The sequence below is a fragment of the Nocardia transvalensis NBRC 15921 genome, from assembly GCF_000308875.1.
Lineage (GTDB): Bacteria > Actinomycetota > Actinomycetes > Mycobacteriales > Mycobacteriaceae > Nocardia > Nocardia transvalensis.
The window spans coordinates 1-240 of the sequence record NZ_BAGL01000106.1 but is presented as its reverse complement, the minus strand read 5'-3'; the positions used below and the strand labels follow the sequence as shown (position 1 = coordinate 240).

1 protein-coding gene is annotated in these 240 nt (G+C 70.0%); it reads left to right on the top strand.

The annotated features are described in order from the left end of the window. A partial coding sequence (locus tag ON41_RS30685; RefSeq protein WP_040751604.1) for a hypothetical protein occupies positions 1 to 240 on the top strand: 240 nt, incomplete at both ends.

The window sequence follows — 240 nt, the reverse complement described above, 5'->3', positions numbered from 1 at the left end:
ACATGATTCCCGAGGCCGTCGAGGTGTTCGACGCGATCCCGTTGACCGCCAACGGAAAACTGGACCGCGCGGCCGTCCGCCGCGCGATCGACGCCGACGCCCCGGGCTCGGCGGACGCCTACGTGGCGCCCGCCGACGAGGTCGAGGCGGCGATCGCCTACATCGCGGGCCAGATCCTCGGCGTCGACCAGGTGGGCGTCGAGACCGACTTCTTCGAGATCGGCGGCAACTCGATCATGG